The sequence below is a fragment of the Mucilaginibacter sp. Bleaf8 genome, assembly GCF_018390515.1.
In the GTDB taxonomy this organism is placed as follows: domain Bacteria; phylum Bacteroidota; class Bacteroidia; order Sphingobacteriales; family Sphingobacteriaceae; genus Mucilaginibacter.
On sequence record NZ_JAHBBK010000010.1, the window covers coordinates 13,054 to 39,864 of the forward strand.

The 26,811-nt window shown below is 44.2% G+C and carries 21 protein-coding genes; 10 read left to right on the top strand and 11 right to left on the bottom strand.

Annotated features, from left to right (window positions below; genetic code table 11):
• Positions 1 to 19 precede the first annotated feature (19 nt).
• The 4 genes from KHS38_RS21795 to KHS38_RS21810 form a co-directional block, all read right to left on the bottom strand.
• Positions 20 to 1,141, bottom strand: a complete 1,122-nt coding sequence (locus tag KHS38_RS21795) for a M48 family metallopeptidase (RefSeq protein WP_213490979.1) — start codon at positions 1,139 to 1,141, stop codon at positions 20 to 22.
• Between the two features lie 199 nt (positions 1,142 to 1,340).
• Complete coding sequence (locus KHS38_RS21800) at positions 1,341 to 2,315, bottom strand: ankyrin repeat domain-containing protein (RefSeq protein ID WP_213490981.1); 975 nt, start codon at positions 2,313 to 2,315, stop codon at positions 1,341 to 1,343.
• A 12-nt stretch (positions 2,316 to 2,327) separates the two neighbouring features.
• Positions 2,328 to 3,773 carry an ankyrin repeat domain-containing protein gene (locus KHS38_RS21805; protein WP_213490983.1) on the bottom strand — a complete coding sequence of 482 codons (1,446 nt, stop codon included), beginning with the start codon at positions 3,771 to 3,773 and terminating at the stop codon, positions 2,328 to 2,330.
• The gene (locus KHS38_RS21810; protein ID WP_213490985.1) at positions 3,770 to 4,264 is read right to left on the bottom strand and encodes a tetratricopeptide repeat protein; all 495 of its coding nucleotides are present in this window, start codon (positions 4,262 to 4,264) and stop codon (positions 3,770 to 3,772) included. Before KHS38_RS21810 ends, KHS38_RS21805 begins: the two co-directional genes overlap by 4 nt.
• 98 nt (positions 4,265 to 4,362) lie before the next feature.
• Between KHS38_RS21810 and KHS38_RS21815 the strand changes: the two genes are divergently transcribed.
• The 3 genes from KHS38_RS21815 to KHS38_RS21825 all read left to right on the top strand — a co-directional run bounded on the left by KHS38_RS21815 (position 4,363) and on the right by KHS38_RS21825 (position 6,417).
• Positions 4,363 to 4,983 (top strand): hypothetical protein, encoded by a 621-nt coding sequence (locus KHS38_RS21815; RefSeq protein WP_213490987.1) that lies wholly within the window; start codon positions 4,363 to 4,365, stop codon positions 4,981 to 4,983.
• A gap of 123 nt (positions 4,984 to 5,106) precedes the next feature.
• The gene (locus KHS38_RS21820; RefSeq protein WP_213490990.1) at positions 5,107 to 6,105 is read left to right on the top strand and encodes a YdbT family protein; all 999 of its coding nucleotides are present in this window, start codon (positions 5,107 to 5,109) and stop codon (positions 6,103 to 6,105) included.
• A 72-nt stretch (positions 6,106 to 6,177) separates the two neighbouring features.
• Positions 6,178 to 6,417, top strand: a complete 240-nt coding sequence (locus KHS38_RS21825; RefSeq protein ID WP_213490992.1) for a hypothetical protein — start codon at positions 6,178 to 6,180, stop codon at positions 6,415 to 6,417.
• A 99-nt stretch (positions 6,418 to 6,516) separates the two neighbouring features.
• Here KHS38_RS21825 and KHS38_RS21830 read toward each other — a convergent pair whose 3' ends face one another.
• A complete protein-coding gene (locus tag KHS38_RS21830; RefSeq protein WP_213490994.1) occupies positions 6,517 to 7,080 on the bottom strand; it encodes a hypothetical protein in 564 nt (187 codons plus the stop codon).
• 383 nt (positions 7,081 to 7,463) lie between these two features.
• Here KHS38_RS21830 and KHS38_RS21835 point away from each other — a divergent pair, with 383 nt between their 5' ends.
• The 4 genes from KHS38_RS21835 (at position 7,464) to KHS38_RS21850 (ending at position 17,558) form a co-directional block, all read left to right on the top strand.
• The gene (locus KHS38_RS21835) at positions 7,464 to 9,893 is read left to right on the top strand and encodes an ABC transporter permease (protein WP_213490995.1); all 2,430 of its coding nucleotides are present in this window, start codon (positions 7,464 to 7,466) and stop codon (positions 9,891 to 9,893) included.
• A gap of 129 nt (positions 9,894 to 10,022) precedes the next feature.
• Entirely contained in the window at positions 10,023 to 12,425 is a 2,403-nt protein-coding gene (locus KHS38_RS21840; protein WP_283770026.1) for a TonB-dependent receptor, read from the top strand.
• 3 nt (positions 12,426 to 12,428) lie between these two features.
• Positions 12,429 to 13,586 carry a PepSY-associated TM helix domain-containing protein gene (locus tag KHS38_RS21845; protein WP_213490997.1) on the top strand — a complete coding sequence of 386 codons (1,158 nt, stop codon included), beginning with the start codon at positions 12,429 to 12,431 and terminating at the stop codon, positions 13,584 to 13,586.
• Positions 13,587 to 13,838: 252 nt separating this feature from the next.
• A complete protein-coding gene (locus KHS38_RS21850; protein ID WP_213490999.1) occupies positions 13,839 to 17,558 on the top strand; it encodes an ATP-binding protein in 3,720 nt (1,239 codons plus the stop codon).
• A gap of 69 nt (positions 17,559 to 17,627) precedes the next feature.
• Here KHS38_RS21850 and KHS38_RS21855 read toward each other — a convergent pair whose 3' ends face one another.
• On the bottom strand, positions 17,628 to 18,158 hold the full coding sequence (locus tag KHS38_RS21855; RefSeq protein WP_249665524.1) for a DinB family protein: 531 nt from the start codon (positions 18,156 to 18,158) through the stop codon (positions 17,628 to 17,630).
• 74 nt (positions 18,159 to 18,232) lie between these two features.
• Positions 18,233 to 18,397, bottom strand: coding sequence for a helix-turn-helix domain-containing protein (locus KHS38_RS21860; RefSeq protein ID WP_349627949.1), 165 nt, complete (start codon positions 18,395 to 18,397; stop codon positions 18,233 to 18,235).
• 204 nt (positions 18,398 to 18,601) lie between these two features.
• Here KHS38_RS21860 and KHS38_RS21865 point away from each other — a divergent pair, with 204 nt between their 5' ends.
• Complete coding sequence (locus KHS38_RS21865; RefSeq protein ID WP_213491004.1) at positions 18,602 to 19,828, top strand: glycoside hydrolase family 76 protein; 1,227 nt, start codon at positions 18,602 to 18,604, stop codon at positions 19,826 to 19,828.
• Positions 19,829 to 19,993: 165 nt separating this feature from the next.
• Here the strand turns inward: KHS38_RS21865 and KHS38_RS21870 are convergent, their stop codons facing one another.
• Together KHS38_RS21870 and KHS38_RS21875 are read right to left on the bottom strand one after the other, a co-directional pair.
• Positions 19,994 to 21,076, bottom strand: coding sequence for an acyltransferase family protein (locus KHS38_RS21870; RefSeq protein WP_213491006.1), 1,083 nt, complete (start codon positions 21,074 to 21,076; stop codon positions 19,994 to 19,996).
• A gap of 195 nt (positions 21,077 to 21,271) precedes the next feature.
• Positions 21,272 to 22,162, bottom strand: a complete 891-nt coding sequence (locus tag KHS38_RS21875; protein WP_213491008.1) for a DMT family transporter — start codon at positions 22,160 to 22,162, stop codon at positions 21,272 to 21,274.
• A gap of 111 nt (positions 22,163 to 22,273) precedes the next feature.
• Between KHS38_RS21875 and KHS38_RS21880 the strand changes: the two genes are divergently transcribed.
• Positions 22,274 to 23,170, top strand: coding sequence for a LysR family transcriptional regulator (locus KHS38_RS21880; protein ID WP_213491010.1), 897 nt, complete (start codon positions 22,274 to 22,276; stop codon positions 23,168 to 23,170).
• 69 nt (positions 23,171 to 23,239) lie between these two features.
• Here KHS38_RS21880 and KHS38_RS21885 read toward each other — a convergent pair whose 3' ends face one another.
• Entirely contained in the window at positions 23,240 to 25,078 is a 1,839-nt protein-coding gene (locus tag KHS38_RS21885; protein ID WP_213491012.1) for an MGH1-like glycoside hydrolase domain-containing protein, read from the bottom strand.
• 89 nt (positions 25,079 to 25,167) lie between these two features.
• A complete protein-coding gene (locus tag KHS38_RS21890) occupies positions 25,168 to 25,908 on the bottom strand; it encodes an NIPSNAP family protein (RefSeq protein WP_213491014.1) in 741 nt (246 codons plus the stop codon).
• Between the two features lie 203 nt (positions 25,909 to 26,111).
• Here KHS38_RS21890 and KHS38_RS21895 point away from each other — a divergent pair, with 203 nt between their 5' ends.
• On the top strand, positions 26,112 to 26,390 hold the full coding sequence (locus tag KHS38_RS21895) for a hypothetical protein (protein ID WP_213491016.1): 279 nt from the start codon (positions 26,112 to 26,114) through the stop codon (positions 26,388 to 26,390).
• Positions 26,391 to 26,811: the final 421 nt, after the last annotated feature.

Below are 26,811 nucleotides of genomic sequence, written 5' to 3' on the forward strand. Positions count from 1 at the left end.
GTGATTGATGGTAGTTGTATTATTTCTTTTCCAATAATTTCTTCTTAAAATCAGTAAATGTGTCAGGCAGGGGCACGTATTTTACCTTTAGTTGTTTCTGCTTTTCCCTTAAATGAGCTATTCGTTTATCCACATCCGGATGGGTTGATAAAAACGACAGATCGACATTAGCCTTAATGAGAGTATCCATCCGGGTTTTTTCTTGCTTTTTTATCGTCTCAAAAAAAGTAATCAGTCCGTTTGGATTTATTTTGGCTTTAGCCAGGTAATCCCACCCCGTTTCATCGGCTTCGTTCTCGAAAGACCGGCTGTTGGCCAGCGATGCCAAATCACCCCCGAACGAAGCAAAGGTGCCTGCTAAAGCGCTTACATCGCCCACGGTGGCCGCCAAAATAGTATATAGACCAACATTATTAATAACGCCACGGATGTGATGCCGCCGGGTTACATGTGCTAACTCATGCCCAAGCACACCCATTACCTCTTCCCACGACTTTGCGTTTTCGATTAGTCCGGTTTGTATGACAACCTTACCGCCCGGCAAAGCAAAGGCATTAATGGATGGATCTTTAACAAAGTAGAGTGTTACCGGGTAGCCTTGCTGCTCAACCTGTTTAAACAGGGGAGCACCCACTTTAAGAAACGCTTTCGTTAATGAATCGTTTTTGATAAAGTGGTATTGTAAGGAAAGCGCAGTAAATAGTTTATCGCCGGCTGCTTTTTCCCAGGATGGCGGCACTTTAGAGGCCAGGCCTTCCACCATTTTATCTTTAAGCAAATAAAGTCCGCCTATGATGCCCGCCACTATCAATAGCGCCATAATACTGCCCCGAAGCGTTTTCCCAAGGGTATGTTTAGCGCCCGACAATTCTTGGGCAAATGCCGTATCCGACTTCAATACCGGATCTTTCAGAATCGATTTATCCGATGTATAGATAGAAACCTGAGGCTGCGTTTTATCTTTAAAAAAAACAAAGCGGTTGCCTGCCCCACCGGCCTCAATGCTTAAGCCGGAAAGCGGAATTTTGTATTGAAATTCATCCGAGGTAAAAACGGCAGCAATGGGGTCGATGTGCAGAGTGCCCGAGCACCTGCCGCCCCGAACCTCCGGGTGTATAATTATGGCCTGATAGTTTTGCAATGAACTGTGATATCTGATTTACGGTGTCAAGATAGATGTGATTTTCGGAATTGCCAATTTTTCGGTTGCTTTTTGCAGCGGTAACGGTGCGATGCGCCTGTCAACTATTTGAATAGTGACTATCATAAAGGTTACTTACAGGCAGCCCTTATGATAGCCATTATTGATTATTTTAACTTGCTGCCGATATCTAAGTATCTCAACTGCCGGCCCCGGCAACTAATAGCTGCTCCAGAATTTCGGTATAGCCCCGTTCGCTCGCAAAGTCCATCGCGCTGCGGCTATCGTTATCTACGGCATTCACATCGGCATTGTTTTCGATGAGCATGGCTGTAAAATCATTGTATCCGCACTGGGCGGCAACAATAAGCGGTGTTTCGCTGTAACTGTTGCGGGAGTTTACCTCTGCGCCGGCTTTTAGTAATAGCTTGCCCAAATGGTGATTACCCTGCCCTGCGGCATAATGCAATGCCGAATTACCGCTTAATACATGCAGGTTTACATCGGCTCCGTTTTCTATCAATAGCTCGGCCAGGTGCATATTGGAATTATTAACGGCTAATATTAGTGCGCTTACGCCATCGTTGTTAAGTTCATTTACATTCAGGTTGCCTGATTTTAACAGGGCCTTTACCGTTTCACTCTGGTTGTTATAAACCGCCTGATGTAGCGGCGTATTACCATGGTCATCTTTTTGTGCCGTGTTATGCGTTGATAATGCCGTAACCAAATCGCGCATGCCGTTGGCGGTGGCGTGGTCCAGTATATTGTATCCTGCATTATCTTTCACGGCAGTGTCTGCACCAAGTGAAATCAGGTAAAGAGCTGTTTCGGTTTTATGAGCCAATACGGCATAAAATATAGGCGTTTGCCCCTGGTTATTACCAGCGTTCGCATCAGCGCCGGCATCAATCAGTAGTTGAATAATTTCTTTACTGCCGCTACGGGCCGCGTTGTGCAACGGGGTATCGCTGGTGTTATTAGCTAAGTTCACATCCGCCCCGGCATCTATCAGCATTTTAACAATATCCTTAGCGCCCTTAGTGCAAACATAATACAAGGGCGTGTTACCTAAGCTGTCGCGTTTGTCAACATTAATACCGCCTTTTTTTAAAAAGGCTTGTATAACGCCCTTCTGCGCATTTTTACATGCGTTTAAAAACATATTATCCATAAGGTTTCGGTTTTAGGCCATAGCTTCGAGCAGTTGCTTTACTACAGCTTCATTATCATTTTTTACAGCAATATCCATAGCAGTTTGCCCGGCGTTGTTCACCCGGTCTGCAGTGGATGTATCCTGATCCAATATCAGTGATACGATTTTTTTGCCCGACATTTTATCGGTATTTGCTGCGGCATACATCAGCGCGGTGTTACCGTTCTTGTCGGCATAGGTTGTATCGGCCTGGTTATCCAGCAGTAATTCAGCAATGCTGTATTTGTTTTCATTGCCCCGTTCTGCGAATGACATAAGCGGCGTTTTGCCGGATGCATTAGGCAGGTTGATATCGCAGCCAGCTTCCACCAGTTCTTCGGCAAGTGATGTATTCAAATCGGCCAGGTAACCGGCCTGGCATACTATATTTAATGCGGTATCGCTTTCGTTGTTTACAGCGGCGTTCAAATCCAGTCCTTGGTTAATGAGTGTGCGCAGTATCTCGCGTATATCTTTAATATCCCTGCTCATGCCGCGGCCAAAATTGCTTACAGCCTTGGTAAGCAGGTATAATACCGCAGTTTCACCATTGCCCGAGCGAAAGTTTACATCGGCACCGCCATTGGCCAGAAGCTGTACCATTGGTGCCGACGGATACTCGCAGGCCAGCATCAAAGCCGTGCGGCCGTATTGGTCTGACACCTCATTCAAATCGGTGCCGGCTTTAATCAATGTTTCTACGGCTACGGTATCACCATGTAAAACAGCTTCATGAATGGTCATGCCGCCGGTAGCTACATCACTTTCATCGCCTGACAGCAGGGCGGCAATTTCTTTAACACCGCTGCGCTGCGCATAAGTTAAAGGTGTGGTGTTATAAACGTCTTTATCCTCCAGGTCAATGCCGCCTTTTTCAATCAGCAAGCGCACCGTTTTGGTAGCGGCCTCAACCGCACCGGTTATAGTTTTGCGATGAGCCAGTTTTTCGCAAATGATATGTAACAGGTTTTTACCTTCATCTGCAGTGGCGTTCATTTTTACGCCAGCATTGGCCATGGCTTCCATAAACGGGTACATATAAAGCAAGCCAGCTTCAAAGTAAGCCAGTTTGCCCGAGTCGTTTTTCTTTTTAGGGTTGATGCCCAGTTCGAGCAATAGTGCAGCCGTTTGTTGAATTTTTTGGGCTTTGGCTTCGAGGTCGGGGCTGCTTAAATCAAACTTGGTAGTAGTAAGCGTGTGTAAAGCCGTGTTGCCGTATTTATCGGTACCGGGTTTCAGGCCGGCGCTTTGTAAAAAACGGATACCCTCGGTATCGGTAAAACGTGCGGCTAAATGATAAAGGTTTTCCTCGTACTCGCTTGTGATGCCAACATCGGGCAGGGCTTTATATAAAGCCTGCACATCTACAACATTGTTGCCCTGGGCAAACATATTGCGCTGATAGGCATCCCTGATCTGGTTGAATTCATTGTTCATAGGTTGGTTTTGTTTTTAGCTATTTGTAAAGCATCGGAAATGTTCTTGTAGTTTTTATTTGCAAGTGGCGTAGCAACCTCAATTACTTTTGAAAAATCGGCCAACTGCAGCCAGCAGTCCGTCCGGAGCCTCACAATCGCTTCTCGTGTTAAAACGCCAAAACAGGCGATATATTTTTTTGTAATTGCTTGCAGGTGGTTGTCTAACTGATTTTGCCGTTTGCGGATAGCCGTATAAAACTGATCGGTCGCCGCGTTGCCACTAACGGCTGGCAAAGTTACCTGTGCTTTATCCAGGCAAACCAGTGCTTCCCGGAAATTGCCTGCCCAATAGTGGCACAGCGCCAGGTTATATTGCGTAGCCGGTTCATCCGGCGATTCTTTTTGCAGAAGAATATATGCTTCTGCATAGCGGCTTTGAGTAATTAAATGATTAATAAATAACTCCTCATCGCCATAGGGTTGACGGGTATGGGTTGAGCCTAACAACATGTAAACAGATTTTGTACAGCATTACAAAAACAAAAAAAGGGCAAATTGTTTTTTAGTAGCACAGTAATCCAAGCATTGCTGCACTAAACTTAATCAAGATGTATACTTTAACCTTACTCACCGGTCGTGTTAAGAAAGCGGTATTACTGGCTTTATTAGCTACTTGTACTACAATAGCTTACGCCCAAAATGGCACTTACGAAAAAAAGAATGCTAATGGGGCCTACAGTGTTATCTCTTTCCAAAAGATCGGCACCCGCGTAAAAGCGGAAATATTTACCTGGTGGAATTCATCCAATGACCAAACCGGCAGCTATTATGGTGAAGGCTCATTGAAAAACAACACGGTAATACTGCACAGCGATGAAAACGAACCGGGGTGTAAAGTAACGCTGAGCCTGGTTCAGGGAAAGATTAAGGCCTCTTTTGCCAATTGCAGTACAGACCATCTTACCGAAGATTTTAACGGGTTATATAATAAAATTACGGATGCTGTAGCCGGCGATTATATAGTCACATCGCCCAAAGCCTACTTTTACAAAAAGGCGGATGCTGCCAGTAAGCTTAAAGCTTACGTATTAAAAGGCGACAAGGTGATACTGGATATGCAAAACATGGCCGCCAGTACCCAAAAATGGGTTTTTGTATCCTTCAGCAACAAGGCGGGTAAGGAAACAACAGGCTATATGTTGCTATCTGATTTGAAAAGAGCAGAATAAACCTGTAAATAAGGAGCCGTATTCGCACTTGTTATTCGTTTTGCTACTTCCGGCTCTATCTAACCTCAAAAACCAAATTCACTTAAAAGCGTTCATCATACCAGAAACCTACAACAATCTGCAATGTCACTAAAGCAACTCTCTAAAACCCGATGGAAAATAGAGCAAGACCGGGTAACTATATATCCGTTCGGGCTTTTTTACATTTTCAGTGCTGCTATGGCCGTTATATTCGGCGCCATCATACTGTTATACATAGGCTCTGCCAACCCCACCAGTTCAGAATCTACAAGCCTGGTTATATTCTTGTTAATCATCGTTGTGCTGTTTTGGGCTTCGGGCAATACCCGAATTGAGTTTGATAACGCACAGGGAGTAATGCGTAAAAAGCTGATGGGCGTAATACCGGTGACTACTTTGCCTTTGAGTAAGCTGCAGGGTATTGATGTCGTGTCTAACATGGCAGGTAGCTATAACTATCGTTTATTTAAAAAAGATGACCGATACGGCAAAAGCATCGTCGTTTCATCAGGCTACACCAAAAACGACGATCCTAATGCTATCGCTTTTGTAGAGCAGGCTGTCCCAGTTATACATGGCTTCCTGGATCAGCATGATGCTTTTTCGGGTACTGCGGTTAGGGAACCCATTACCTCGTACAAGTATTTTACGGAAAGTGGCGGCGGTGTTTATACCACTAAGAATAAAAAGGCAGGTGCTATTGTGTTCGGCCTGTTTTTTATAGGTATTGGGGTGTATTTATTTAATATTCCTACTACCAGTGCTATCGGTACTTTGGTTATGGTGCTGTTTATGATTGGAATGGGACTGGTATTTATCAATGCAGCCTTTACCAAAGTTACCTTTAACCCGGCAGCGCAAACTATTGAAAGATCAGGACTGCTAAGCTTTTTGAACAAACGGTATGTGATGGCCAATTACGTAGGCATGCAAACCGTGCGGCATAGTATAAACTTTGTGTATTCGGGAACGTCCATTAACCTGCATTTCAACTCTCCCACAAAAGCAAACCGGCAGGATGTACTTACCGTTGCCTCGCTTAGAAGAGGTAAAAACATTGAGCGCTTTTTAGATGAGCTTTATCAGATAATGGGTGTTTAAATTATGATTCAAACCCGATTAAGAAGTATGCAGAAAAAGCAGGTGTAACCTTAATTTTATTCAACGCTATCAATGGGGGAGTTTGACGTAATGTTTTCGTTTAACGGTGTGGAATACCTAGCCACGGTAAACCAGGAAAAAAATATTTACCACGTTGTACCGAAGGATTTACACCTGCAACAAAGCTTTGGCGAAACTATGCTACTCGAAGCCAATGGCGATTTTGCCTGGAAAAGCTACGGGCCGGAGCACTACCAATATGTACTCGCTATAGTAATAGCTTTAAAAAGGCTGCTGGGTTTTTCTAATTGATTTACGGTTGATGTCTATATGTATGTTCGCTGTACATGGACTGGCTTTTCCTTTTAGGCTAAAGGTTGTATAAGGCATCTTTTAATCCCCGGATGATTTTTAATCACACAATGCGGATGCAAAGTCTTTTTTGGCATACGCTTTATAAATTTTAGCGGCAGTTTGTATCGCTTCAGTTCCTTTGCTATCATTTACCGCTATAAGCTTGTTGTTAGCCGTGATCCGTACCGGGCGGTTATCTTTCACGTAAACGCGGTATTCGGTTTTGGTAACTTTGCCTATAGCCGGGCCGCCAACAATTGCCTCATAACAAAAAATTGCCTTGCCCGATTCATAATAGTACTCATGTACCCAGCTACCGTCACCTATAGATCCGGATTCCGTAATTTTCACAATAGCTTTATCGCGAAAAAAATAATTAACAACACCCTCTTCCACACAACCCGGCGCTTCATAAGTAAATCGTTGCTGAGTTAGCTTAAGCGAATTAATTTCCTGGTAAATCCGGCGAATAGTCGTTATATCCTGTTCAGATGCAGCCTGAACGGTTTTGTGACCAGGCACAGATGGACCAGATTGGCCCCATGAACGTGTTGATAATATAATAAGGAATACGAAAAGTAAACTTACTTTCAGGCTGGTTTTGTGTTTGTTAGTAATCATTCGGTGCAGGTTGTTTTAATTGTTGGAAACAAATACGTTTACAAATTCAAGTTATGCTAACAACTAGTTCAAAACAATTGTTCTGATAAGTGGAAAGTTCTACTGATGCAAAGGTTTATAAGTTAAAAGGCTGTATTTTATGGAAAAATATGTGCCCTTTACAAATGCTGGCAGGCCATTTTAGCCGTTTATATAAGCCGCAAAAAGATGCAGTTAATAGTTGGTGAAGTGTTCAAACCTGAACGATAAGTGTTCGCTTACGATACAGTCAATAGCAGGGTGCGTTGTGTATGTATCTGACTATGTGTGTATTATATGTTTGGAACAAATATGTTAATCTAAATCTGATACCGTGTATATATTCACTTTTAGCTATTTGGCTTATGCTTGAAAATCAGTTTAAAATTGCTTGCAGAAATGTTCTTAAAAATAAAGGGCATTTCGCCATCAATGTATTTGGTTTGGCGGTTGGGCTTGCCACCTGTTTAATGATCAGTTTGTTTGTGATGGATGAGCTAAGTTATGATCAGTATAATGAGAACGCTAACCGCATCTATCGTATCAATAATCAAATTCATCTTAACGGCAGCGAAATGAAGATGCGCACAACGCCAGCACCAATGGCCGCCGCTTTGTTGAAAGACTACCCAGAGGTAGAACAGGTTACCAGAATACGGGCATATGGCAATGGTAACATATTAATTCGGAAGGGCACAGAAACCCTTTTGGAATCCAATGCCTACTTTGCTGATTCTACGGTATTGCACGTATTTAATTTACACCTGATAGCTGGTGACGCTAAAACTGCGCTATCGGAGCCCGGTTCGATGGTGATATCTGCATCCATGGCCAACATGTTATTTAACACTACCCAAGTGATTGGGAAGGTTTTGCGAGTCGACAACACGAACGACTTTAAAATTACTGGTGTAATTGAGGATATGCCAGCCCAGTCGCACCTGCACTTCAATTTTTTGAAATCAATGGCTGGCGATCATGATAGTCGCGCAGACTTTTGGCTGAATAATAACTATACCACCTATGTATTGCTGCGTAAGGGTACTACGGGTGAGGCTCTTGATACTTATTTAGCACAAGTTGCACATAAATACGTAGAGCCGCAATTGCTGCAGACCTTTCACAGCAGCATGAGTGATCTGGAAAAAAATGGAGATTATCTGAAATATGCCGCTATGCCACTTACCCAAATTCATTTACTTTCGGAGGGTATAAGCGAACAGGAGCCGGGCGGCAACATTGTATACGTCTATACCTGTATTCTGATAGCTGCCTTTATTTTGTTGATAGCCTGTGTGAACTTCATCAACCTGTCCACGGCCCGTTCGGCTGGCCGGGCTAAAGAAGTAGGTGTACGTAAGGTACTTGGAGCTGACCGCTTGCGCCTGATTGTTCAGTTCCTGACAGAATCTGTACTGACCAGCTTAATAGCTATGTTGACTGCCTTACTGCTTGTCTGGTTGTTTTTGCCCTGTTTTAATCAATTGGCTGGTAAACACCTAACACTTGTTCAACCACTGCTTTTGCCTATGCTACTGTTAGTTACGGCAGGGGTTGGTGTAGCTGCCGGCCTTTATCCGGCATTTTTTCTATCGGCGTTTGAGCCAGTGCAGGTATTAAAGGGAAGATTAGCTGCCGGTTTTAAAAATAGCTGGCTACGCAATGGCCTAGTGGTATTCCAGTTTAGTACGGCAATTATTTTAATAGTGTGTACTTTGATTATCTATAACCAATTGAATTATGTGCGTAATAAAGATTTAGGCTATAACCGCGATCAGGTATTGGTGGTAAAGAACGCCTATGCGTTAGGGTTACATGCGTCTGCATTTAAACATGAGGTGCTGCAATTGCAAGGTGTGGTGGCCGGTACCCGTACGGGTGTATTGCCAACTTCGAGTGAGAACGACTGGAATACTCAGGCATTCTCTAAAGATGCTGCTATGAATGCCAGCCAGTCGCTGGTATTTGGCGACTGGAACATAGACACCGAATACTTGCCTGCTATGGGCATTAAACTGGTGCTTGGCCGTAACTTTTCGGCAAATATGCCTACCGATTCTAATGCGGTTTTAATCAATGAAACTGCAGCACGTATGCTGGGTTTTCAAAACCCACTACGAAAAACTATCTATGATTCAGACTTTGATAAGAATACAACACCGCATGCAATCATCGGTGTTGTAAAAGATTTTAGTGCAGGTTCTGTACACCAGAAGTTAACGCCCATTGTGTTCCGGCTATCCCGTTACGGCGACCAGTTTGCTTTCCGTGTCCACACCAAAAATTTAGCCGTGCTGATTACACAGATCAAAGACAAGTACCACGCAATGGATGCCAATATGGCTGGTCAGCCATTTTTATATTCGTTTATGGACGACGATTTTAATAAGCTCTACCAGGCAGACCAGCGCACAGGAAAAATATTTATCACCTTCGCTTTCTTTGCTTTACTTATAGCCAGCTTGGGTTTGTTTGGCCTTATTACTTATGCCGCCGAGCAGCGCACCAAGGAGATTGGCATCCGCAAAGTGCTTGGCGCATCGGTAGCAAGCATAACTGCTATGCTCTCTTTTGATTTTATAAAGCTTGTACTACTTGCTGTGATAATAGGCTCCCCTCTTGCCTGGCTGGGGATGCAGCATTGGTTACAAGGCTTTGCCTACCGAACTACCATTAACATATGGACTTTCGTTATTGCTGCCATCATTGCGTTGCTAATTGCGCTAAGTACGCTAAGCTACCAGGTAATTAAAGCGGCACTTGCCAATCCGGTAAAAAGCTTACGTAGTGAATAATCAACTAGGATAATTATATCTGATGAATAGTTTTGGAGCCGCAGCTGAGCCGCATTATAAATGTCGCTTATGTTTAGAATTAGTCTAAATAAACTATATTTGCCAAAACTCAACATTACACAATTATTCATGCACATGGTTATTAAAGCCGTTCCTGGAAAAGGTAGGTTACAGCCGGTTGGCTACCTTTTTTGTTTCCTGATTTTTTTAATTGCAGCTTTTCTTATTACGCCCGCCAGTACATTCGCACAAGAACAAGCATCTCCCAAGGCGGCAGTTACCGGCTTGGTGACGGATGCTGATGGACATCCGCTGGGCTATGCAACCATAAAGGTAAGCGGGGGCAAAAGCAGCCAGACTGATGAGCAAGGTAAATACCTGATTAAAGGGATTATCGCAGGTAATCACCGGGTCGAGGTTATTTCAGTAGGCTATCAAACCGCAAGCAAGGAAGTGCAGTTTTTTGCTGATAGCACTGTTGAAGCCTCTTTTGTTTTGCAATCGGGCAGCGCACTTTCCGAAGTGGTAGTTACCGCAGGCCGAAAGGCCGAAAGCATAAAAGAAGTTCCTTCGTCTGTAAGTATATTGAATGCCCGCCAGGTAAAGGAACAGCTTAATATCAATCCCTCGGTTGCAGCGATTTTAGGTAACACAATTCCCGGACTGGGAACTGCCACCAACAAAGCCACCAATTCGGGTCAAACCTTGCGCGGGCGGCAGGTACTGGTACTGATTGATGGTATTCCGCAATCCACACCGTTAATGAACGGCAGCCGCGACATCCGCACGCTGGATCCCGCCGTGATAGAAAGAATTGAGGTGATAAAAGGCGCTACATCAATCTACGGAAACGGATCTGCAGGTGGTATTATCAATTTTATCACTAAAAAGCCTGCTGCTGATCAGATATTCAGCGGAACATCCAGCGTTGGTTTAAGCGGCAATGTGGCTCATCCAAAGAATACATTAGGGTACCGTTTTTCGCAAACTTTTTCCGGTACCATAAACCGCTTCTCGTACGTGGTGAACGGTACTTATAATTACACCGGTGTTCAGCGTGATGCCAAGGGCAATGTGAATGCGCAGCCCGACGGCTTGGGTGAGAATGCTCTTTACAATGCCTTTGTAAAGCTGGGCTATCATGTTAATGAAAATAGCGATATCACTGCATCTTACAACCTGTTTAGAAGCACGCAAAACAGTGATTACATAAATTCAGTCGGCAAGTATGGTGTAAATCCGTCGGTAGGCGTTAAAGGCGATGATCCGGGAGAGCCAGCCGGAACACCTTATAATCATAACGTTTTGGTGTCTTATCATAACAAGGCACTGCCGCTAAATTCTGCGTTGGATATTTCGGCCTATTACAATGGTTTCATCTCCATGAACCGCTATGTAGCACAAGGGACTGCATGGTATGGCCCGGGGCAAACCAAAATACAATCGTTTAAAAAAGGAGTGCGCCTTACTTTGAATACGCCCTGGAAAATGGGCGCATGGGGAGATGGCGAGTTAACCTACGGTTTGGACCTGCTGAACGACCGCACCAACCAGATCCTGACTGATGGCCGGGTTTACATTCCGGACATGAACATGGTTAACTTGGCACCATATGCCCAAATGAAAATGGATCTGCTGACAAACTTCATCCTAAAAGCAGGTATCCGTTATGAGAATGCGGATGTAAAGGTAAAGGATTACAATACCATTGCCCGTGGCCCCAACAATCAGGGCAGCATTGCGGTAACTGGTGGTAAAATACCCTACAACGCCACTACTTTTAATGCCGGTTTACGCTATAATAAATTCGAACTGTTTAATCCGTTTGTGAGCTTTTCACAAGGGTTCGCTATTAATGAACTGGGGCGTATACTGCGTAGCGCCACCAGCAATACGCTGGAAAGCATAACTACTGATCCCATTATCACCAATAACTATGAAGCTGGTTTCAGCAGTACGTTAGGTAAACTCAATGTAACGGCATCCTACTACATCAGCAAATCAAATTTAGGTGCCAACCTGGTTGATAATGGCAACGGCGTGTTGGTTGCGCAACGCGAACCGGAAAATATTCATGGCTATGAAATTACTGCCGATTGGTTGTTAAGCCAGCAGTGGACCATAGGCGGTAGTTATGCCTATGTTGAAGGCAAATCAAAACAGGCAAACGGAACGAATGTTTACCTGAACGGGCTGCGCATTGCACCGCCTAAGGCTACAGGCTACCTGGGCTATCGTCCGTCTCAATTGTTGGATATGAAACTTTTTTGGGTGCATACAAGCAGCAGAGACCGTTTCGATGTTCGTTCCAACGGTTTGTACGCCAACAGCGAAGGGCCGGTTAAGTCAATAAACCTATTCAATCTGGTGGCCAATTATAAGTTTAACAGTAAGTTATCGGCCGGGCTGGGTGTCGAAAACCTGTTTAACAATTCTTATTACCCGGTAGTGAGTCAGTACCGGGCTATTGATGCAGAATATGTAAGAGGAAACGGCACTACCATGAACCTTAATTTCTATTACAATTTTTAACACATGGTAAGGAAATGGTTCCTTTGGCTGCATAAGTGGCTCGGGTTAATTACCGGTGTGGTGGTTATTATCGTTAGCCTTACCGGTTGTATCAATGTATTTTCTGATGAGCTGAAGGAGTACTTTTATCATGATCGTTTTTTCTCGACATCACCGGTTAATGCAAAAGCACTAAACTTCAGCCTGCTGCGCGATCAGGCGCAGCAGGCACTGGGTTCGCAATATAAAATTTCCAGGTGCGAGGTTTACCCGGCCGCCGGCCGTAACTGGATATTCCGGGCTACTAAAACAAATCCTAAAGCCATCGGGCACTGGAACTATTTCAAATATTACTATAGGGTCTATATAAATCCCTATACCAGTAAAGTAGTGTTTGTAGAAGATACGCGAAATGAATTTTTTCAATTGGTGTTGAGCCTGCACCTCAACTTGCTTTTGGGCGAGCGCATCGGCGGTCTTATTACTGGCGTATCTGTCGCCTGCTTTTTTGTGATATTACTTAGTGGCCTTTTGCTTTGGTGGCCTAAAAGGTGGAAGCAGAACGTGCTGAAAGGCAAGTTGCTTATAAAGCGTGGAACAGGTAAAAAACGTTTCAATTATGACCTGCACAGCGTGTTGGGCTTTTATGTGCTGATTCCGGCTCTGATTATTTGCCTTACAGGGCTCGTTTTTGCCTTTGACTGGGCCGATCATTCCGTGCAGTTTATTGCTAACGGAGGCACATCGGTAAAAAAACGAGAAATTCCCAAGTCTTCACCTAACCATAATTATTCTTCTATAGCCATGGATCAGGCTGTGTCCGGCTTACTTTCCGCTCATCCCGGTGCGGATGTTTTTTCAATCAGGTTCAGAGAAAAAACCACCGATCCGCTCGATATACAAGTGCGGCTAGGCAATAAAAGAACCCATCTATTTAAATGGTATTATTTTGACCGCATCAGCGGCAAGCTGTTGCTAACCTACGGCGATACTGACGTTAAAGGAGGAGAAAAGCTGAGGAGCATGAACTATGATCTGCACACCGGGGCATTTGCTGGTTTACCTACCAAGTTGCTTGCCTTTTTAACTTCCCTTATATGTGCATCATTGCCTGTAACCGGTTTTTATATCTGGAAAAATAAACGGGGCGGTAGCAAAAAGGCGAAAGTTTCAATTAAATAATTAGGGTTTACGCATTTTAATATCCAACTTTAAGTTAAATAGCATTTAAGCTTAAGTTACACAGGGGTAAAGGCTTAACTGGTATGTTGTACTCTGCAGGCCGCTGTTTTAAGCTGTTTACTGCTCATCCTCTCTAATGGCGCAATCGGGGCGGGCCGGTTACTTATGCCGTGTACGAAAACTGAAATTACTATCTTTATCCCGGTAGCATTGTCATTCAGGCACGAGCTGCTTTGCTGACGCGTAAATAATATGTTGAATACAAACTTACCTGAAAGTACGGAACAGTTCCTATCCGGTGGTGGCGAAATGGGGAAGTTGATCCGTACTATGGATTGGTCAAAGACAGCACTGGGTCCCATCGAAAGCTGGCCCCAAAGTTTAAGAACTTCTGTTAGCCTTTGCCTTTCCTCAACCTTTCCCATCCTCATTGCCTGGGGGCCTGAAACCATACAGATATATAACGACAGCTACCGCCCCATTTGTGGTGCCAAACACCCCGAATCAATGGGACAAAACTTTCGTATTTGCTGGGAAACAGCTTTGCCGGTTGTGGGTGATGCTTTTACCCGGGGTGAGCAGGGCGAGGGTACTTATATTAACGATCAGCGCATGTTTCTGGACCGGTACGGGTATCTGGAAGAAGCATTCATGACATTCTCGTTCGCACCCATCCGTGATGAGTCGGGCGGCGTGGGTGGTATTTTTCACCCAATTACCGAGACGACAATAAAAATGCTCAGCGGCCGCAGAACGCAATCGTTGCGGGATTTGGGCGCTGATTTAGGCAAAGCCAAAAGCATACAAGAAATAGGTGATATAACCGCCACAAGATATCCCGACTATTTATTGGATATTCCTTTCTTCCTGGTGTATCAGTTGGATCATGAAACGAATACCGCCAGGTTGATTACAGCAGCAGGTTTACCTGCGGGAGCGGCACTGGCACCTCAATCTGTGCATTTGCAAGATGAGGCACAAACATCATGGCCGTTTGCCGGCGTTAGGGCATCGGGCCAAATGCAGGCGGTTGCAGAGCTTGAACAGTTTTTTGGCAGCTTTCAGTGTGAGCCTTATCCCGAGGCCCCGAATACGGCAGTACTATTGCCCCTTAAAATATCCGGTCAGGATGATGTATTCGGTTTTATGGTAGCCGGCGTAAGTGCCCGCCGTGCATTGGATAATGACTACCTTAATTTTTACGACCAGTTAGCCAATACTTATAATACAGCCGTTTCTAACGTATATGCCTATGAACAGGAACAAAAGCGCGCAGAGGCGCTTGCCGAAATTGACCGTTCCAAAACGGCGTTTTTTAGCAATGTAAGCCACGAGTTCCGCACGCCGCTTACGCTGATGCTTGGTCCGCTGGAAGATATGCTTAACCGCAGTTCTTTGCCCGATGATGTAAAAGCTCCCGTTGAATCAACCCACCGGAATGCATTGCGTTTGCTGAAACTCGTTAACAACCTGCTCGATTATAGTCGTGTGGAAGCCGGACGTGCACAGGCGGCTTACCAGCAACTGGACCTGGCAGAACTAACTACAGATTTAGCCAGCAGTTTCCGATCCATCATCGAAAAAGCGGGTATGCAACTTATTGTACATGCCGAACTGCCGGAAAGCATGGCGTATGTTGACCGGCAGATGTGGGAAAAGATTGTGCTGAATCTGCTATCCAACGCATTCAAATATACTTTAGAAGGTGCCATTACGGTAAGTTTACAGCAGGAGGGTAATGCTGCTGTGCTCCGTGTGATTGATACGGGCGTGGGTATACCCGAAAAAGAGCTGCCGCACATGTTTGAGCGTTTTCACCGGGTGCAAAATTCGGCCGGACGCACGCACGAAGGTACCGGTATTGGCCTTTCCCTCGTTCATGAACTGGTGCATTTACATGGCGGGGAAATAACCGTAAGCAGTACGGAAGGCAAGGGAAGTACTTTTATGGTAAAAATACCATTAGGAAAGGCCCACCTGCCACATGAACATGTGTTGCAAGCGGGCAAGGAAACGGATTCATCCGCTCTGAAAGGTGCTTTTTTACAGGAGGCCTTCAATCTGCTGCAGGAGGAAACGCAAGCCAGGCATGGCGGCGATGCAGCAAGTGCACCTAAAAGTATGGTTGCACATCAGGATTTTTCGGTTGCCAAGGGCACACGTATTTTGATTGTTGATGACAATGCCGATATGCGCGCTTACCTGAACCGCTTGCTGGAACCTTATTTTTCAATCAGTACGGCGGTAAACGGTGCCGACTCCCTCGAAAAAATCAGGCAGGAAAAACCGGACTTGGTGCTGAGCGATATTATGATGCCTGTAATGGATGGAAAAACCATGCTGCGTCACATTCGTACGTCGGCGAATACCATGCGATTGCCGGTCATCTTCCTATCAGCCCGTGCAGGTGAAGAGGCGCGGATAGATGGCCTGGAAGCCGGTGCAGATGATTATTTAGTAAAGCCTTTTTCGGCTGCCGAGCTTTTAACAAAGGTACGGGCGCAAATAAAAATCACACAAACCCGCAACCATGCAGAGCAGCAGCTTCGTGATCTGCTGACAGAGGCGCCTGTGGCTATCGCCATTTACCGAACCACAGCACATGTTATTGAATTTGCTAATGCCCGCATGTTGCAGTATTGGGGCCTAACGCCTGAACAGGCATTTGATAAACCCCTGCTTGAGGTAGTGCCTGAGCTGCAAGGGCAGGGTTTTGGCCGGGTGATGGATCAGGTTTTTGAAACCGGGGAACGGTTCATATCCGGCGAAATTCCAGTAACCATAACAAAGTTTGGCCAGGAGGTAACCAGCTATATTCACCTCACGGTGGAGCCATTGCGCGATGAGGAGCAGCGCATAATTGGTATGATAGCCGTGGCAGCAGAGGTTACCGAGCAGGTAACATCGCGCCATGAACTGGAAAAAGCTACTGACACCCTAAAGCTGGCAATGGAAGCAGCCAACTTAGGTACCTGGCGCACCGACTGGGGAACAAATAACCTGGTGGTATCTGATATAACCCGAAAAATTCATGCTATCCCGGCTGGCATTGACCTGTCATTTGATAAAACGTTGTCCGTAATTGTACCCGAGCACCGGGAGGGCTTTGTGCAAGCCGTTGATAATGCGGTTGCTTCCAAAAGCCGATTTAGCATTGATTACCAGATACAGCCTTTTGATGGCAGCAAAAAGAAATGGCTTAACTCAACCGGCAAGGTGGAGCTTAATGAAAATGGTGAAGTAACAGGTGTTATTGGAACTATCCTTGATATTACAGAATCTAAAGAAGACAGCCAGCGAAAAGATGATTTCATAGGCATGGTGAGCCACGAGCTGAAAACACCACTAACATCATTAAGCGGCTACTCGCAAATGCTGCGCTTGCATGCTCATAAGAACAACGATGCTTTTGCTAAAGATAAATTAGATAAAGTGATTGCTCAAATCAAGAAAATGAGCACGCTGGTTAGCGGTTTTCTGAATGTTTCGCGCCTGGAGGCCGGTAAAATCCATTTGAATAAACAACCGTTCAAGTTGAATGAGCTCATCAGCGAAACGATTGAGGAGGCAGAAAGCAGTATGAGTACCCATGCCCTTGTTTTTGACCCGGTTTGTGATATCATGGTAACAGCCGACCGTGATAAGATCAGTTCAGTACTGCATAACCTGATCAGTAATGCCATCAAATATTCGCCCAAAGCAAAACAAGTGACGGTAGGTTGTTATGCAGAAAATGATACCGTAACAGTTAGCGTTCGTGATGAAGGGATGGGTATTGGCCCCGAAGACCTGAAAAAGTTGTTTGACCGTTATTACCGGGTAGAAAGCAACCAGATGCAGCATATTTCCGGCTTTGGAATCGGGCTGTATTTAAGTGCCGAAATCATAAAAAGGCATAACGGCAAAATCTGGGCCGAGAGCGAATATGGCAAAGGCTCTGTTTTCTACTTCACATTATCGCGTATGAGTTAAACGCTGTTTTTCAGCAGGCCTCATTGCAGGAATTTCTTTAAAAGCCGGGCAATACTTTTCTAAGTATAATTAAGTATTGTAGTAGGTAAAAAGGTCTGTATTTGATAAATTCGAAAAGCCCGATTGGCGTAATAGCGTTACCAGTTGCCCTCGATGATAGGTAGAATGATTAATCATATGAGGAAAGGTTTTTTTAAATTCCATTGCGCTCAGTTCTCCATTTGGTTTCTTTACAGTTATCTCATTTGTATAATTCTCTACAGGATAATGTTCAATGAAAGATTTGAGCTTTGCGGATGTTGTTTTCCAAATATCGATCAGGTCTTCTCTGGTACCCGTAAATTCTGACGAAAGGTATACAGGATCCTGAACATTTGTCCAGAGGTCGATCCATATCTTTTTCGCACTAACAATATGTATAGCGGTTTTACTAATGCTTCCAAAACTGCTGACGGCAACTTGGTTCCATTGTTCATCCGTAATCTGAGAAATCCAGTCCATAGCACGACTGTCTGCCCAGTTATTGAAATCGGCCAATTCGATATAATAGCCTTTAAGGATATCGTTGCTGTTTTCTGTACGTGTTGATAATGTTGTCATGTTCTTTTGAATCTAACTCAAAAGTAAGAGCTAACACAGATCTCACAGAAGGGCTGGACGTTCAAAAAGTTTAGCTAAACGTTCAAATTATCGAGTTGATATTGCTTTGGTTTCATCCCATAAACCTGCTTGAACGACTGAATGAAACTGGACAAGTTTTCATAACCAAGATCCAGGTATATTTCGCTTGAATTGAGACCGGTGTTTCTAAGCATTGGAGCTGCCTTTTCCAGATTAATTAGTCTCTATCTACTATAGGGCTGCTTAAAAGTTTCAGATTTAAATCAAACGAAAATTTTCTTAAAAATCTAACAACATTTCTTTCCCCTTTTGGTTATATACTATAACCAAGATAAATCCTTTTAGCCGCCACCTACAGAACTTTCCGAAGCAAGGCCTAACCAGCCGCTAACCCGCTGTAACCAATTTTAATTATTAACCATATGAGAAAAACAAACTACGTTGAGTGTCGGCGCATGCACCCGTTTGCGCTGCAAATGAATGGTAACAAACTTTTGTTAGCTATGCTTGTGTTTGGATTGAGCGCTGTATTAAGCAGCTGTAAAAAAGACCAGCTCAGCACAAGTGCGGCAACAGGTAATGCTGCCAATGTGAAGTCAACTGCCCTGGCGGCAGCTACTTTGCCAACAAAAGGCGAGGCATTGTTGGCCATGCAGGTTTACAACAATCATTTCTACAACCAGTACGGCACTTACGGGCCGTCATTTAAGGCCTACTATTGGAAAGATGATAACCATACGGGCCGAATGGATTTCTGGACGCAGCAGGAAGCCATCGAGATGTTGATTGATGCTTACAATATTAACCCGAGTCAGGATCTGAAAAACAAGATTTCGTACCTGTACAACGGTGTAAGGGATGGTTATGGCCTGCTTTGGACTAACAACAAGTTTAATGATGATGTGGTTTGGGGAGCACTAATGTGTGTTAGGGCCTACAAGATCACTAATGACGGCGGCATGTTGGATATGGCCAAAAACAATTTCAACATGATGTGGAACCGTGCCTGGGATACACAATCACTTGGCGGCGGCCTTTGGTGGACAACCGACAATCAAACCAAAAATACCTGCGTTAACGCGCCGGCGGTTATTTGTGCCATGCTGCTGTACCAGGCCACTGGCGATGCTACGTATAAAACCAAGGCCAAGCAGCTGATGGATTGGATTGTATTAAAGCTTTATGATGCATCTACCGGCGAAGTGAAAGGTGCTATCAATAAAGCCGGCACCATTACGGAAGGCGCACTATCTTACACACAGGGAACCTTCATAGGCGCTTGTGATTTGCTGAGGGCCGATTATCCATCGGCTAATTATCTTGCTATCGGATCTAAAGCAATGGACTACGCCCGCAACAGCCTGTGCAGTACCCCCGGCGGTATCCTAAATGATGAAAACGGTATTGCCGATACACAAGGGATGAAAAGTATTTTTGCACGTTGGGCTTGTCTTTTTGTGAAAAACACAGGCACGTCAAGCAATTACGGGCCATGGCTGGATGCTAACGCGTCACAAGCGTGGTCAATCCGCAACTCGCAGGGGTTAATGTGGAACATTTGGGGCACCCGCACACCCGAAAGCACACGCAATGCATTTGAAACAACTTGCGGCGTAGCCATGGTTAACGGTATTTACTATTACCGCTAATAGCTAATTAAACATTAAAACCGCTCAACACTGCTGCCCGTTTGCAGTAGTGTTGAGCGGTTTTTCAATTAATGAGGGTTTAGCTTGATCTGCTTTATGACGAATCGGAAAAAGAGTTAACCCTATAGGGCTCCCTGCAAAAATTATCTTATGTTATTTGCCAACTTAAGCCAACCGCTTTTTAAGATACCGGCGCACAGGTATATCAACAAACGCCATAATAAGATAAGCCAGCGCAATTAACAGCAAGGTGGCAATAGGGATAATCATCTCCATTTGAGCCATTGATGGCTTTTTAACTTCTATATAGCTCAGAAACAGCCATAGGAAGGGGTAGTGGATCATGTAAAGCGGGTAAGACAAATCGCCCGAAAACTTACAAAGCTTTTTAAGCCCGGGCTTTAACTGCGCCCCCGCGCCAAGCGCCACCAAAAACGGAAAGTAAAACAATACGATCAAAGGGTCTGTAAAACGGTTAGCTTCCACAACAAACGGAGCCAGAAAGGCCAGCATCAGTAAAACGCTTACGGCCAGAAAACCAAGCCGGGATTTCAAGATCCAGCTGGAGCGGTATACCAGCATACCGATCAAAAAAGAATAAAATACCCGTATGCCGCCGCCGGTAACATTATCTCCTCCCCAACCCACAGCCAGATTGCCGGATCTGGAAGCTTCATAGCATAAAGCGGCAGCAGCAATCACGGTTAGTACCCATAAAAACTTGTTTTTAAGCCGGAATAGAATGAGTGCATAAAAAATGTTGGCAACATACTCCCAAAACAGCGACCAGCTTGGCGGGTTGAGGTGGAATAAGTTAAAGTATCTTTCTTTTACCACCGGGTAAGGTATCAGCAAGCACGATGCTAAAAACATCAGAACGGCTTTGCCTATGCCGTAAACCTGATAAAGCTTACTGTATGGGTCAAAAACAAAAGCCAGCAGCCCCAGTATCGAGCCAACAATCACCAAAGGGTGCAGGCGTATAAGCCGCATTTTAAAAAAGTTGAAAATGCCCAGGGTTTGCAGCCGGTTATCATAAGCGTAAGCAATCACAAAGCCCGATAAGCAAAAAAAGAAATCAACAGCAAGGTAAGCATGTGCAATAAAGCTTTTGGTGTAATCGGGTACAACAAATTCCATAAAATGGAAAATAACTACAGCCACGGCGGCTACTCCCCGCAGGCCGTCTAATATTTCAAAATGCTGTCGGGTTGTAAATGGATTGCTGTTAGGTTCGGCTTTATTCATCAGGCTTATTCAGTAAAATGATTGGTTAGTACGCTGTACTGATTCCCAAACATAGAAAATAATAATATCAGGAATGCCTGTTCCTTAAAGCTTGCAATTAAGTAAAGAAAAAATGATATGATTTGTAGAACTGTGTCTGCTCTTGGCAGCGTACCTAGATCGATGAACGAGGTTTATGCACTTCAAACAAGGTTATCATCTACTTCTTTTAACTTGTTTTGATACAACAAGGCCGATAATAACCAGTATCGTACCTGCAATTGCATACCAGCCGATCTGTTCCTTGAGCAGAATGTAACCATAAGCATACCCTAATACAGGTACCAGGTACAGCCAGCTGGCCGCCGCAACGGTGTCGGTTTTTAGCAAATACAGCCAAAGCTGATTAGCCACAAACGACAGCATAATAATCATCCACCCTAAGGCTACCCATAAGTGAAGATCCGGGTGATGAACATGGTTTTGGTGAAAAAAGACAGAGAATGGCCATAGTGCTACACCGCCGGCAAAAACCTGCCAAACATTAAATACCTGTGTGGATAGGGCTAAATTTAATCGTGAATAATAAATGCTGCTGAAGGCGTAAGCAACCACATAAATCAGTAACAGCAAAATGCCTGCGGGCTTAATCTGCGCTTTCGGAAGATCGAGTGCGGATGCCAGCACCAGGCCGGAAAAAGCAATAAGCATTCCCATGATTTCCGCTCGCTGAAGCTTTCTTTTTAACAGCACAGCACTGAATAAGGCTATAATTAATGGTGTTACAGCAATAAATAACATACTGATACCGGCCGAAGCGTAACGCTGTGCAGCAGCAAAAGCACCCAGAGTGAGGGTAGTATTCAGTAGCCCGTATATGATAATGGGTTTCCATTCTTTGGCGCTGGGCCAAAAACGATAATTTCTATTGAGCATAAAATAGGGCCCGAATAGCAAGCCGGTTCCTGTAAACCGCAAAGCCGCCAGTATCAGCGGATCTGCAGAATGCAGCCCCAGCTTAAATGCTACAGAACCGGTTGCCCAAAGAACCGCAAACAACAATCCGGCAATTACCTTTTTATCCATACTAATCAAGGTATCTTTCATCTGTTCAAAGCTAATTACTCCGTACCAAGGCGAAAAACAAAAGTTCTTCAGCATATAAGTGAATAGCTTTTAACTGAAAACCCATATCATTGAACTTTCAAATTGCTTGCTATGAATATAGAGCTGCGGCATTTCAAATTAATTAAAGCCATTGTAGAAAAAGGAACACTTTCAGAAGCGTCGGGCGTTTTGCACCAAACGCCGAGCGCGTTAAGCTATCAGCTTAAAGAGGCAGAGTTTCAGGTGGGTGCTCCATTATTTGACCGTATCGGCAAAAAGCTGGTGATTAATTCAATAGGGCAAACAGTTTTGAAATCGGCGGAAGTGATTTTGCAGGAGTTAGAGACGTTAAGTACCGAAGTAAAACAACATCTCAAAGGCGAAGCCGGTCAGATTCGCATTTCCACCGAATGTCATACCAGTTATTACTGGTTGCCTGCCGTGCTTAAAAAGTTTGAGCAGCACTACCCGCATATCAAAGTCAATGTGCTTTACAACAGTACGGGTCACCCCTTGCCTTTGTTGCTGGGCGGAGAGTTGGATATGATGATATCCTATACCTATAAGGAAGATCACCGGATAAAACAGTTAGAGTTGTTTCGGGATGAAATGGTGGCCATCATGGCAACCGATCATCCCTTATGCAGCAAAGCTTATATCGAGGCAGAAGATTTTACCGAAGTAACGCTCATTACCCATGCGCCCAGCCTCGAAACGGCTAATATTTACGAGGAGTTATTGAAAAAGAAAGGGCTGATGCCGGCCAATACCATTCATATTCCATTTACAGAAGCAGGAATTGCTTTGGTAAAAGCGGGCATAGGGATAATGGTTTTGCCCCGGTGGATGTTACGTCCGTATCACAACGAACAGGAGCTTGTATTCAAGCCCATTACATCTGAGGGGGTATTCAGGCGGCAATATTTATCGGTTTTAAACAATAAAACATTGCCGGATTATTATCACCTATTTATATCCTACCTCAAAGAGGAACTAACCCGAAGCTGATGAAGTTTACGGATAAAGCGCTGTTATTATCCGGCTGCAGATGGCTATGGCAAATCAACCATAAGTTCCTTATTTAAGGATGCACTGGTTGCAATCAATTTGTGGTCGGCCCATACACACAAAGCTTTGGTTGCCGGGTTCATCAGGCTTCCAGTCTTTTTTCCAGATAATGTCAATATCGTGATCATGGTACCGGAGGTTGCCAAGGTAAAAATAATCCCATTTACTCTCAGGCAACAGCGGATTGATGGAAAACCTGTGCTCATGCATAGCCTTAAAGCCCAGCAAATCTTCAATAATAATATCCGGAAAGGTGGAATGGAAGTAATCCGATTCGCCACCAAACGTTTTACCATTACTTGGAATATACCATTCGCCAATATTTAAATGATCTGTGCCATGCATCCGCGCAAGCTTCTCAATATAATCGTACAACAGTTGCTTTTCGGCTGGTGTACTGCTTTTTTTATAGTTGCGTAAGTAATTAGCATAGCCTTTATAAACCACAGAATTTTCAAAAGGCCAGCCGCGTCCGTTCCAGGCGTAGGCCTGTTCATTGTAATAGGGGTGCTGTTGTTCGGCCGTCGTCATACCCGCTGTGTTATAAAAGCCTTTTCGGGAGGCAAACATTTCCCAGGCTTTGCTATAGTTGTCATAATCCCTTGTCGGTATCAGGCCAAAGTACCAGGGCGTATAGCCTACCGATTCCCGTACCCTGGCTTCATAATCGCGGGCACCAAATTCATTGTCGCCGGCACTGTAGGTATTAAAAAACTGGTCTTGCTTGTTCCACAGCACCTGCAAAACTTTATTTTGAACCTGTGCTGCTCTGGCTGCATAGTCGGCCGCTTTGCTGCCCGACTGCGATACCCTATACTTGGCCTCATCCAATTTGTACATATCAGCCAGCGACTGCAAGTTACCATAAGCATAGCTATTAACCGATGGCCTGATCAGGTAAAAATCAGGATATCCTTTCCGGAAAGCTTTAGGATATGCTTTGGCCTGGTCAGAACGTTCTGCATTACCGGTGGTCTCCCAGCCTAAATAGTATTTCCGCCAGTTATCTTCTGTATACAAACAATAGGCGCCTTTACTATGAATTAGGCCCAGCACCGCCGATAGGCTGAACTCCATGCCGTCGTACAGGTCCAAAATCTTATACATGCCGTTAGTTTTGGCTCCGGGAAGTTTTACAGTAAACAGGCTGTCCCACACCTGTTGATGTTTTTCCATAGCGGGAAGCAGATCATGCATCCATTGCGCATCAGGATGAACCTTTAAATACGCCTCAATCCCATTAATCATCCAGCTCGAAAAATGATGGCTTTCCGGCCGACTCAAATAGGTGAGGAAGTTGGCATTCTCTCGCTGATTTAACCGGGAGGCCGATCCGCGCATAAAGTAATCGGCGTATGATTTTAAAAATTTTTTATCCCTCAGCCACCGCACATCATAAAATTGCTGTCCTGCAGGGCAGGTGATTGCTCCGCTTAATGATGCCCAAGGCTTTACACCAAAAAACTCCGTAACCACCCAATAGCTTTTGCCATCCTCTGGATCTGCGTAAGCTTTAAGGTGCTTGCTGATCATCCACCAGCGATAGTTGTATACTTTGGTTATGGTGCTATCCGAACTGCTGAACAAAGGCACGTTGGCCAACAGAAAATCCTTGTTGTTTTTTGGATTGAGCGGCCCATCCGATACAGGGCGTTGAGGGTAGGCATTAAATTCATCAATCTGTAAGGCAAATTTGCTTGCCGAAGCAGTCTTTAGCCGGCGCAACTCATTGCTGTAAAGTGCCGCTTTTTGACTGGAGCAGGAAGTTAGTAAGCTACTTGTTAACAGCAGTAAGCCGGCAGCTATATAATAAGCCAAACTGTAAGTAAGGTTAAAGAGGGTTTTCATAGAGGTATAGGTATCCATAATGCTGTTACGTTTTTAAACGGTACAGGTATAGATAGAAGAAAGATAGGTTATCTCTGTTGATACACTTACTAATAAATATCAGAGTAAGATGCCGGATGCATTAAAAGAATATCAGCTTTGCTAACGTTTTTTTGATACTCTGGCATAGCCGAAAGCTTTTTCCAGGCCGCATCGTTCGAAAAAGCTTTCCAGTGCTCATCATGAGCAATTTGGTTATCAAAGCTGGTCATGTACATCAGGTTCGGCATCCGGCTGCCCGCAAGTACATGTGCATAAAAAACGGCATTGAAATTTAACCTTGCAAAAAGCGAAACCTCTCCTCCGGCATTAAACATCTTTACTTTTGAGATGTATCTCTCTTCAGTCGGGCTTTCGTAGCTTCTTAACTCAAAAATGTGATTCTCGCGTGGGCCGTGCAAAATGGGCACTTTGAAACGCGGGGCTTTTTCAAAAGCAGTTAACAATATATTCTCCATTCGGGTATAACCAGGAGCTGGCACGCCGGGAGCTATTTTGTGAATGTCATTTAACGATTTAAAAGGTATCCATACAATAATTCTTTTATCGGCGCTGGTGTCATTCGCTATCGGTAAAAACACACCCACCTTACTAATGCCCAACTGATGTAACTGTTTAATATAGGTGTTTTGCAGATAGCTGCTCAAAGAATCAACCTGTGAGCTATTCTTGATATGATAAACGCTAATCTGATAATAATCGCTATAAGCTCTGGCTGCGTTTTGTGCGATAGATGCTGAAGTAGTAATGATGATGGCAAAAAAAGCCATTAGCAAACAGGTCTTTTTCATAAGGTATAACTTATCTATAATTAGATTGATAGAGGTTAATGAATATAGGCTGGAACTGGCTAATACAAGGGTATCGCGAATATAGGGAATTATGTTGCCATAAGATTAACATGTGCGAATTAGTTATCTTAGGGTGGGTAGGGTAATGTGACTATATTATATAATATTACATATACACCGTCGCTTGGCAAGGTTTAAAGTATATGAAGAAAAAGCACCATACCTGCTTCAAGAAACAAAACCTAATTAAACTAACTGGTTCCCCTCTCTATTTCACAATAGATGCGCCATTACAAACAAAAGGCAACAAAGTTTTGCGCATCTGCAATTTTTCCATACCTTTGTCGTCCCGCTTGCAAGGAGCGGCTGATGGATTGACATTGGAAAAGGCGCTGAAAAGCGGTCAGAACCGAAAGGAGAGGCCAATAAGCGAACGCCGGGACTACTTTAAAAAAAGGAAAAAAGGTCTTGACGTGAGTTAGAAAAAGCGTTACCTTTGCAGTCGCAAATCGAAAGAATAGCGAAGTTCATTGAAAGATAGGGTAAAGGATGGGTGAGAGGAAGAGCGAAGCGCGGTGAAAGCTGCGACGAGGTTCTAAGATCAACCGGGGAGCTGAAAAAAAAACTTGAAAATAGTTTTTGGAAATGTAAAAAAGCTTCTTACCTTTGCACTCCCAACCGAAAGGAAGGGCGCTGAGGACGAAAGTTTGAGGCGAAGATAACAAGAAAAGTCATTCACTGCAATAGTGAACGGATATAAAAAGCGGAACCGGGACGGGGAAGCGAAAAAGTTCTTTTAAGAAATAATCATGTAGCGTAGCGGGAGACAACCGATCTTGGTTGTTCTCAGTCAAAAAAAAACCACAATAAGTTACGGAATACTGTATAAAGATATATTAATAC

Coding starts and splice junctions, on each gene's coding strand:
- KHS38_RS21800 (WP_213490981.1), bottom strand. CDS start 2,315: ATGGATAATATGTTTTTAAACGCATGTAAAAATGCGCAGAAGGGCGTT.
- KHS38_RS21805 (WP_213490983.1), bottom strand. CDS start 3,773: ATGAACAATGAATTCAACCAGATCAGGGATGCCTATCAGCGCAATATG.
- KHS38_RS21810 (WP_213490985.1), bottom strand. CDS start 4,264: ATGTTGTTAGGCTCAACCCATACCCGTCAACCCTATGGCGATGAGGAG.
- KHS38_RS21815 (WP_213490987.1), top strand. CDS start 4,363: ATGTATACTTTAACCTTACTCACCGGTCGTGTTAAGAAAGCGGTATTA.
- KHS38_RS21820 (WP_213490990.1), top strand. CDS start 5,107: ATGTCACTAAAGCAACTCTCTAAAACCCGATGGAAAATAGAGCAAGAC.
- KHS38_RS21825 (WP_213490992.1), top strand. CDS start 6,178: ATGGGGGAGTTTGACGTAATGTTTTCGTTTAACGGTGTGGAATACCTA.
- KHS38_RS21830 (WP_213490994.1), bottom strand. CDS start 7,080: ATGATTACTAACAAACACAAAACCAGCCTGAAAGTAAGTTTACTTTTC.
- KHS38_RS21835 (WP_213490995.1), top strand. CDS start 7,464: ATGCTTGAAAATCAGTTTAAAATTGCTTGCAGAAATGTTCTTAAAAAT.
- KHS38_RS21840 (WP_283770026.1), top strand. CDS start 10,023: ATGCACATGGTTATTAAAGCCGTTCCTGGAAAAGGTAGGTTACAGCCG.
- KHS38_RS21845 (WP_213490997.1), top strand. CDS start 12,429: ATGGTAAGGAAATGGTTCCTTTGGCTGCATAAGTGGCTCGGGTTAATT.
- KHS38_RS21850 (WP_213490999.1), top strand. CDS start 13,839: ATGTTGAATACAAACTTACCTGAAAGTACGGAACAGTTCCTATCCGGT.
- KHS38_RS21855 (WP_249665524.1), bottom strand. CDS start 18,158: ATGACAACATTATCAACACGTACAGAAAACAGCAACGATATCCTTAAA.
- KHS38_RS21865 (WP_213491004.1), top strand. CDS start 18,602: ATGAGAAAAACAAACTACGTTGAGTGTCGGCGCATGCACCCGTTTGCG.
- KHS38_RS21870 (WP_213491006.1), bottom strand. CDS start 21,076: ATGAATAAAGCCGAACCTAACAGCAATCCATTTACAACCCGACAGCAT.
- KHS38_RS21875 (WP_213491008.1), bottom strand. CDS start 22,162: ATGAAAGATACCTTGATTAGTATGGATAAAAAGGTAATTGCCGGATTG.
- KHS38_RS21880 (WP_213491010.1), top strand. CDS start 22,274: ATGAATATAGAGCTGCGGCATTTCAAATTAATTAAAGCCATTGTAGAA.
- KHS38_RS21885 (WP_213491012.1), bottom strand. CDS start 25,078: ATGAAAACCCTCTTTAACCTTACTTACAGTTTGGCTTATTATATAGCT.
- KHS38_RS21890 (WP_213491014.1), bottom strand. CDS start 25,908: ATGAAAAAGACCTGTTTGCTAATGGCTTTTTTTGCCATCATCATTACT.
- KHS38_RS21895 (WP_213491016.1), top strand. CDS start 26,112: ATGAAGAAAAAGCACCATACCTGCTTCAAGAAACAAAACCTAATTAAA.